We start from the raw sequence: 8,385 nt of genomic DNA on the forward strand, positions 1-8,385 counted from the left end.
ATCCCCTCGATTACTAGATAAATAATCGCTAGTTTTATCAAAAAATAATTTCAAAATAGAAAGGAACTTGTCCCATCCCAAATTCCAGATAACTAGAACTTACTTTGAGACGCCTCAGAGCCAGTAACTTTAGTGTACTCTTTTTTTCAACTATTTCAAGCCTAAAACACCCTTGAATCTGCATTTTAGGCAAAAACAGAACTTAGTCTGAGACTAAATTCTGTTGGTTTTATGCAGTTTTCTCAGAGTAACTTCTGGAAGGACGGGAACTAGAACTTACTTTGAGAATTTACCATAGTAGAACTTATTTTCCCAAAAGTTCCTTGCGCACTTCACGTCTGAGGTCTTCAAGGTTTGAAATTCCATATTTTTCCATTACTTTTGGTAAACGATTAATAATATCTGGACAAGCATAAGGATTAGTAAAATTAGCAGTGCCGACAGCGATAGCTGAAGCACCAGCAATCATCATTTCCAAAGCTGCCTCAGCAGAGTCCACCCCACCCATACCAATAATAGGCAATTCTGACGCTAGTGCTACCTGACGAATTAACTTTAATGCTACTGGAAAGACCGCTGGGCCAGACATGCCTCCTTGCCCATTTGCAATAATAGGCTTTCTGGTAGCTAAATCATATCGCGTCCCAACTAAGGTATTTATCATTGTAAAACCAGTTGCACCCGCTTCCTCAACCGCTTTTGCAACTATTGTGATATCCGCAACACTCGGTGTTAATTTGACATAAACCGGTACTTCAGAAGCTTGCACTGCTGCTTTTACAGCTGCGTATGCCAACTCTGGGACCTGTCCGATAAGTAAACCGTGATTGCCGTGGTCGACATTTGGACAAGAAATATTAAGTTCAATTGCCTTGACATTTGGTGCTTGTGAGATTTTTTCGGAAACATAAGCATACTCATCATTTGAAAAACCAGCAACATTAGCAATAATGGGCAATTCTGGAAAATGCTGCGCCAGCCAAGGTAGCTTTTCAGCCACAACCACATCCACACCTGGATTTTGAAGACCAATGGCATTCAGCATACCTGAGGGTGTTTCCGCTACCCTAGGTGTTGGATTACCAAAACGTGGATTTTGAGTAGTTGCTTTAATCATAATTGAACCCAATTTGTTCAAATCATAGTATTTGGCATATTCTTGCCCGAATCCAAAACAACCAGAGGCAGGGATAATAGGATTTTTTAACTCTAAGCCAGGTAAAGTAATCTTTAAACGATTATCAGACACGACAAACCTCCTTACAAAATAACACTACCTGTTTCAAACACAGGGCCATCTTCACAAACACGTTTATTAGCAGCCTCACTTGCATCTCTTAGATGGACCACACAAGCGTAGCAAGCTCCCATTCCACAAGCCATACGAGCCTCCATTGACAAATAAGCATGAGGATGGTTCTCAAATTTTTTGTCAACATATTTGAGCATACCTGGTGCCCCACAGGCATAAATGGCATCAGCAACTTGATCAAAACGATCAACAACAGTCGAAACATACCCTTTGATACCATAACTTCCATCGTCAGTCGTAACATGCACATCACCATATTGACGAAGTTTTTCTTCTAAAATGACAGCATTTTTATCAGCAAAACCAATTACAGATGTTACTATGACACCTTTAGCGTGTAACTGTTTTGCAGTTTCAACCAACGGAGGAACTCCAATTCCTCCACCAATAAGAAGTGCTGTATTCCCAGCCTCAACCACGGACAAATCAAAACCATTTCCCTGAGGCCCCATAACATCAACAGTATCACCTGCTCTCAGAGTAGATAAGATGACCGTACCTTCTCGCTCCACTCGATAGACGATAGTTGCTTGTCCATGCTCTTTATCAATCTCAGAAATGGAAATAGGGCGACGCAACAATTTGCTTGGATCTGGCACACGTAGGTGCAAAAATTGCCCCACTCCCATGTCTTGAACCATTTCTCCGGCAAGTACCATTTCAAAAATTCTTGGTGCAATTTCCTTTTGACTAATGATGGTTAATTCCTCTTTTAAAACCATCGGACTAGGTTGATATATTGGATTCATCTTCTCCTCCGTTTTCTACAAAAAAACCTCACCCGAAGGCAAGGTCCACAAAAATAAGCAGAGTTATATACTCAAGCACTTGTTTCTTGAACCTTTGTAGCCTCTCTGGACTATATTAAAGGTTGTTAAATTTGTTATATTATAGCTTTAATCCCTTTGATTGTCAACTTTAAATCAAAGGTAAGCTTGATAGGAGAGTATATAAATTGCCGTTCCTTCAATTAATGTCGTCAATTCCGACACAAGACTTTCAAAACGGCTATCCAACATTAGTTTGTTTTGTCCGTAAATAATGACATAAATTGGCGGAAATGAACTTAGATTACTTTCTTGAGGTTTATTTTGAGAACGTTCTTCCATTTCTGATAACACTTCTTCGAGTAAAACTAGGCTTGTTGATATATCGTCATAAGCACCCGTAAAACGATTGAAGGTGTTATAAAAATCAATTTCCTTTCCCAGATCTTCCTGAGCATCGATGACATAAACACGACTTCCGCCGTTGTCAAAAAGGTAATGGCGAAAAAGTTTAACAACTTCATCACGATCGGCAATCTCAAAAGCTGGCATTTCCTCAATCGTAATATCTTCTTCTGCCGGAAGCATAGCATCAATCTTTGCCATTAATTCTTCCTTACTCAAGTGCGGTGATTGAATATTCATCCTTAGAGGATTAAAAAAGAGCACTTCTTCAGAATCTTCTTTTATGGAAAGATTGACTATCTTTAGCGAGGAATAGACATCTGCAAGCACCCCGAACACATGAATCCGGTCATCGCCAAGAATCACCTGAAAAACGGATGTTTGTTGGCAGGTTTCTAGGACATGATCAATCCCTTCAACCCATGTTCCTACAATATCTAAAGAGTGATTCATCAATTTGAAAGATGCCTCATCATACCAGAAAGTTGAGCGAATAAGCTTTTCTTGTTTCTCCATTGCAGCAATCGCAGATAAAACATCACTTAATTCATCCTGAACACGAATAGTTGAAACAGATGCCCCTAGCAGTGATGGGGTCTTCTCGACCAGAATAATTTCATCTTTAAAAAGTGTCAAATAATGAATGCTAACTAATAATTTCTGAATCAACAATTGATGGCTACTTTGCACAGACTTCATCACTTCTCACACCACCCTCTATACTATAACTCATACTAACATCTCACTAATAAATATACCATACCCCCTTCAAAAGGGCAATGAATTATCAAGTAAATCTACAGTTTTTTTATAGATTACTTCCTTGATTCAGATTTATTCGGATTATTTTTTAAATACTGACTAAACTGTTTTTTCCCACTAAAAACCAAACTCCACATAATCAATTCGTAGATAATAAAGAAAATTAAGAAACAGTGGAGAAAAAATTCTTCAGGCAATACCCAGATGATAGGGTCTGTTGCTGGATTGAATAACCAGTTGGTCGCACCTGGGAAAAGCACTTGATGAAAAAAAGTAAAAAAATTATCAAAGCCGATGAAAAGCGTAGCAAAACCTATAAAAATAGGGGCTAATGCTGCTATTGCAAACGCTCTTTGATGAAGGAAAAGTGATTTCTCAGCTCTGCTATTTTTCAAAAAACGCCAAGCAGGAACCAATAAAATCACAAAAACAGCCTGGGTTAGATGAAAGAGGTGTTTGACATCTCGAAAATGCTGGAGACCATCCTTTGATGATGGGAAATCTGGCATGCTCAAATTGCTAGAAAAAGGATTAGTCAGATAAAACATCAAACTATTGAAATTTTTCAATAAATCCTGCTTGGTGATAATGACCTGATTGGTCAAATGAAGCCAATCAACCTCCAATGGATAAATCAACCAGGCAACATAAATAGTCACCAAAACGGCTAAAGCAAGCAACCAGAGCCAAGTTAAAAATGTAAAAAGTCTAGTTTTCATCAAAATTCCATTCATCTAAGCTAGCTAGGACATGGTCGGGTTGAACTGGTAAGTTTGGTACTTCTTCTGGTTTGGTAAAGCCTGTAGTGACCAACAAGGTTGCAATGTCGTTTTTGATACCAGCCATGATGTCAGTTAGGTAGTTATCACCGACCATGACAGCTTCATGACGAGCAACTCCCAGTACATCTAGAGATTTATTCATAATGATCGCCTTAGGTTTTCCAATAATCACTGACTCAACGCGTGTTGCTGACTGCAATAAGTTAATTAGCGACCCCGCTCCTGGCATGAGCCCCCGTTCTGTTGGGATATTGAGATCAGGATTAGTCCCAATAAACATAGCTCCCTTTTGAATAGCCAAGGTAGCAATCGCTAATTTCTCATAAGTTAAGTCTGTGTCCAAGCCGACAACAACGTAAGCGGGATGCTCAATATCTTCTTGGTATCCTGCCTGAGCGATGGCATCCTTCAACCCTTTCTCACCAATGACGTAGGCTGTTTTACCACGCTTCATATCATTCATGTAATCAACTGTTGCCATCGTCGCCGTATAAATAGTTTCGAGCGGTGTTTTGACATTGAACTGACTTGCCAGCATATTTTGCACCATTTCTGGTGTTCTGGTCGTGTTATTTGTTACCAATAGGTAGGGAATCCCTCGTTCCTGCAAACGTGCAATAAAGCGTTCACCTGCTGGAATACGACTCTTACCTTTGTAAATCGTCCCATCTAAATCAATCAAATACCCTTTATATTTCACTTGTTTCCTCTTTCTAATTGATTTGTTCTTTTGTTGTCTTCTTACTTGCTGTTCTGGAAGTTTGGCTAGAGTAAATAGCTACTGGTCAGTGGTTTTAGATTCCCCTCAAACGGCTTACCCCAAATAATGGTGTGACAAAATATTGCCCCCTGAGAACGAGCTTATGCTTGACTTTGTATTCATCACTCAAATCCTCTTCTCTCACTCCAGCAACGCCTATTTTTCCTTCCAAACAATGCTCGCTTGAGCATGTATGCCATCACCAGTAATTTCATGGCGTGTCACCTTTCCATCCATCACCACACGCGATTGAATATCATGACCATAGTGTACCTCTTTGACATACTTAAGGTTGATTTTTTGAGGAATGTGCTGACGCAAAAAATCGACATCAAGCACGTCATACATCCATTCCAGATACTTACTATTATTAACATGACCATTCATATCCAAATCAAAATAGCGCACATGATAGACTGTTTCTTCTGGATTTTCAAGTTCCTCATACCTTGGTCCGCGTATAATCTTCTTGATTTTGGGAACATCATACACTGCTACAATATCATCCACCACAGGATGAACCTTGCGCGTGTCATAATCCATAAGCACAAAGACAGAGTGGATGGTCATGATTTTCTCGCCATCTTCACCATAGACAGTGAAATCACGATAACAAAAGAGTTTATTGTAGGCAGTTGCCTCCGTCTCAACTATAATGGTTTCACCATACTTGGGTAAGCGGTCAATGTCAATGTCGTACTCAGTGATAACCCAAACCAGATGATAAGTATCAAAAATATAATCATCACTCACACCCAAATTCAAAGATTGCTGACCAGACACTTGCAAGGCAAAAGAAAGTAGATGTGGTAATTTGATATTATGATTGACATCTGTTTCATAAAAAGGCACTTGATATGTTATTGCAAATTTTTTCCCCATCTTTCACTCCACTATAAATTTCTCTGCAACAGTGTCTCCTAAAAAGAGACCTTTTTTTGTCATTCTTAGTCTGCCATCGGTCACTTGTACAAGACCATCTCTGGTTAGTTTCTCTACAATATCACCATAGCGATTAGAAAAATTCTCAGCAAATTTCTCCTCAAACCGTGAAATGGACACGCCTTCTTTTTTTCGAAGACCGAGGAAAAATTCTTCTTCCATCATTTCTTGCTTAGTGAGTACCTCTTCTTCCAAACGTGGATTTCCTTGAGCAACACCTTTGAGGTAGTGCTGAATAGGACCACGATTGCGATAGCGCACACCGTCGATATAACCAGAAGCCCCAGCACCTACACCGTAATATTCAGCATTATCCCAGTACATGAGGTTATGACGACTCTCCCTGCCTGGCTTAGTAAAGTTGGAAATTTCATAGTGTTCAAAACCATGACTTTCCAACTTGGCAATAATATAGTCAAACATATCCGCTTCCAAATCTTCTGTGGGAAGATTAAGCTTACCACGCCGCATTTTATTCATAAAGACCGTATGATGCTCTAAAATCAGACTATAAAGGCTCAGATGAGGGATGTCAAGCGCTATGGCTTTGGCGACATTTTCCTTTACATCTGCCATGGTTTGACCAGGTAAGGCATAAATCAAGTCAATAGAAATATTATCAAAACCAGCTCCCTTGAGACTGTCAATGCTCTCATAAATTTGTGCTTCGTTATGACTACGCCCAATACGTTTGAGCTGCTTGTCATTAAAAGTCTGCACTCCCAGAGAGATACGATTGACAGCTGATTTCTCCAATACTGCTATCTTATCAGACGTCAAGTCCCCAGGATTAGCCTCAATGGTAAACTCCTCTAACTGGCTCAAGTCAAGGTTTTTAGTCAAATGGCTGAGCAAATAATCTAATTGTTCAGCTGAGATGGCTGTTGGAGTTCCACCGCCGATGTAAAGCGTCCGCAGTTGCTCAATCTTGTAACTCTCAAACTCATGAATAAGAGCCTGCAAATAAGCATCCACAGGCTGATTTTTAATGAAAACTTTTGAAAAGTCACAATAATAGCAAATTTGTGTGCAAAAAGGAATGTGTACATAGGCAGATGTTGGTATTTTTAGCATACCTTTATTTTACCATTTTTCAGAAAAAATGAATCATTTTACATAAGAAATGTTTTAAGTTGATTTTATAAAGTAGACGGTGTATATGATAAAGTATACTAACAAAAGGAGAAACATGAAACGAAATACAGTTGAACTTAAAGAACTTTTGATTCAGACCGGAGTTGAGGAAATCAAGAACCATGGCATAGATCAACTCTCACTTCGTACAGTAGCCAAAACTTGCGGTGTTACCCATGGAGCACCTTATAAGCATTTTGGCAGCAAAGAGGGTTACTTGCAAACCCTTTTGAGCAGACTATCTGATATATACCAACAAAACATGATGGGTGGCATTGATAAAGCTTCACCTGCGAGAGAGCAACTTTTACTGATGGGTTTCCAGTTTGTCCGTTTTGCCAAATCCAACCCCTACATTTTCGAAGCAATTTTCATTAAGTATCCCTTCAATCACATAGAAATTAAGGAAAATACCATTATCACAGATGCTAGTTTACCTGGATTTGAAAATTTTAAAAAAATTGTGATTCAACTCTGTCAAGAAGAATCACTCAGCATCAGTGAAGGTGATGTATTGGTTCACTTTTGGAGTTTCATCTCTGGCTTTGCCATCATTGTTAAGAGTTCTATCGGAAGCAATGTTGATGACGCCGCCATTAAACAGAACATCCATCACATGCTGAAAGTTTACATTGAAGGAGGAAAATAAGATGAACATCTTAATCATTTACACCCACCCAAACCACGAAAGTTTCAATGCTGCTATTCTTAAGCAAGTTCAAAACAACTTGAACAGCAAGCACAACATTAAACTTTTGGACCTCTATGCTGAGAAATTTAATACCGTCCTTACGTTTGACAAAAACCACCGCCGTCGTAACATGGCCACAGACCCTGATACTCAGAAATACCACGATCTTGTTACTTGGGCAGACCATCTAATCTTTATTTTTCCAATCTGGTGGAGCGGCATGCCTGCTATTCTCAAGGGTTTCATTGACCGTGTCTTTGCATCAGGCTTTGCCTATTCCTACAAAAAAAGGGGGAATGCAGGGTCATCTCCAAGGAAAAACAGCATGGATTATTACACCCCATAATACTCCAGGCTTCGTAACACCTTTTATTCAAGATTATGGCAAGGTGCTGAAACGACAAATCCTAGGTATGTGCGGCATCAAGCCTTGCAAAGTGAGTTCTCTACCTTATCTGAGGGCGACTAATGCAGAAAAACGCAAAAAAATGCTGTACAAAATTGCCGAACAGGCAAAAGGATTGTAAGAAAAAGAAAAACTCTTTTTTTCAAAATGAACTGCTCCCTGTCAAGTGGACAATGAAATAATAAAAGATTAGGCGACGGCCTTGTTCCTCATTTCAAGAGGGGCAAGGCCGTTGTTGCGTTCTTGAAAACGTTGATGATTGTAAAAATAGATGTAGGCATCAATATCTGAAACCAGCTCCTCAAAGGTCTTATATTTCTTCAAATCATAGCACTCCGTCTTAAAGTGCCCAAAGAAACTCTCAATTGGTGCGTTGTCAATACACTTACCAACACGCGACATAGAGCGTGTCATCTGATACTGG

Annotated in this window: 9 protein-coding genes and 1 pseudogene; 2 read left to right on the forward strand and 8 right to left on the reverse strand. The window is 39.4% G+C overall.

Features of this window, described 5'->3' with window-relative positions; translation table 11 throughout:
- Positions 1-304 precede the first annotated feature (304 nt).
- The 7 genes from A3I7_RS0109945 to hemW form a co-directional block, all read right to left on the reverse strand.
- Positions 305-1,249 carry a dihydroorotate dehydrogenase gene (locus A3I7_RS0109945; RefSeq protein WP_018376618.1) on the reverse strand — a complete coding sequence of 315 codons (945 nt, stop codon included), beginning with the start codon at positions 1,247-1,249 and terminating at the stop codon, positions 305-307.
- 11 nt (positions 1,250-1,260) lie between these two features.
- Positions 1,261-2,034, reverse strand: a complete 774-nt coding sequence (locus tag A3I7_RS0109950) for a dihydroorotate dehydrogenase electron transfer subunit (RefSeq protein ID WP_018376619.1) — start codon at positions 2,032-2,034, stop codon at positions 1,261-1,263.
- A gap of 201 nt (positions 2,035-2,235) precedes the next feature.
- Entirely contained in the window at positions 2,236-3,183 is a 948-nt protein-coding gene (locus A3I7_RS0109955; protein WP_018376620.1) for a hypothetical protein, read from the reverse strand.
- 116 nt (positions 3,184-3,299) lie between these two features.
- The gene (locus A3I7_RS0109960) at positions 3,300-3,965 is read right to left on the reverse strand and encodes a TIGR01906 family membrane protein (RefSeq protein ID WP_018376621.1); all 666 of its coding nucleotides are present in this window, start codon (positions 3,963-3,965) and stop codon (positions 3,300-3,302) included.
- On the reverse strand, positions 3,955-4,728 hold the full coding sequence (locus tag A3I7_RS0109965) for a TIGR01457 family HAD-type hydrolase (RefSeq protein ID WP_018376622.1): 774 nt from the start codon (positions 4,726-4,728) through the stop codon (positions 3,955-3,957). Before A3I7_RS0109965 ends, A3I7_RS0109960 begins: the two co-directional genes overlap by 11 nt.
- A gap of 216 nt (positions 4,729-4,944) precedes the next feature.
- Positions 4,945-5,670: an acyl-ACP thioesterase domain-containing protein gene (locus A3I7_RS0109970; RefSeq protein ID WP_018376623.1), complete on the reverse strand. Its 726-nt coding sequence runs from the start codon at positions 5,668-5,670 to the stop codon at positions 4,945-4,947.
- Between the two features lie 3 nt (positions 5,671-5,673).
- Positions 5,674-6,804, reverse strand: a complete 1,131-nt coding sequence (hemW, locus tag A3I7_RS0109975) for a radical SAM family heme chaperone HemW (RefSeq protein WP_018376624.1) — start codon at positions 6,802-6,804, stop codon at positions 5,674-5,676.
- Positions 6,805-6,919: 115 nt separating this feature from the next.
- Between hemW and A3I7_RS0109980 the strand changes: the two genes are divergently transcribed.
- Positions 6,920-7,513, forward strand: coding sequence for a TetR/AcrR family transcriptional regulator (locus A3I7_RS0109980; RefSeq protein WP_018376625.1), 594 nt, complete (start codon positions 6,920-6,922; stop codon positions 7,511-7,513).
- Between the two features lies 1 nt (position 7,514).
- Positions 7,515-8,082, forward strand: a pseudogene (locus tag A3I7_RS13280) (NAD(P)H-dependent oxidoreductase).
- A gap of 68 nt (positions 8,083-8,150) precedes the next feature.
- Here A3I7_RS13280 and A3I7_RS12820 read toward each other — a convergent pair.
- Positions 8,151-8,385 (reverse strand): IS3 family transposase (locus A3I7_RS12820; protein WP_018376059.1); only part of this gene is annotated, 235 nt, incomplete at its 5' end.

Origin of the sequence: Streptococcus orisratti DSM 15617, assembly GCF_000380105.1 — a bacterium.
GTDB lineage: Bacteria > Bacillota > Bacilli > Lactobacillales > Streptococcaceae > Streptococcus > Streptococcus orisratti.

Coding starts and splice junctions, on each gene's coding strand:
- A3I7_RS0109950 (WP_018376619.1), bottom strand. CDS start 2,034: ATGGTTTTAAAAGAGGAATTAACCATCATTAGTCAAAAGGAAATTGCA.
- A3I7_RS0109955 (WP_018376620.1), bottom strand. CDS start 3,183: ATGAAGTCTGTGCAAAGTAGCCATCAATTGTTGATTCAGAAATTATTA.
- A3I7_RS0109960 (WP_018376621.1), bottom strand. CDS start 3,965: ATGAAAACTAGACTTTTTACATTTTTAACTTGGCTCTGGTTGCTTGCT.
- A3I7_RS0109970 (WP_018376623.1), bottom strand. CDS start 5,670: ATGGGGAAAAAATTTGCAATAACATATCAAGTGCCTTTTTATGAAACA.
- hemW (WP_018376624.1), bottom strand. CDS start 6,804: ATGCTAAAAATACCAACATCTGCCTATGTACACATTCCTTTTTGCACA.
- A3I7_RS0109980 (WP_018376625.1), top strand. CDS start 6,920: ATGAAACGAAATACAGTTGAACTTAAAGAACTTTTGATTCAGACCGGA.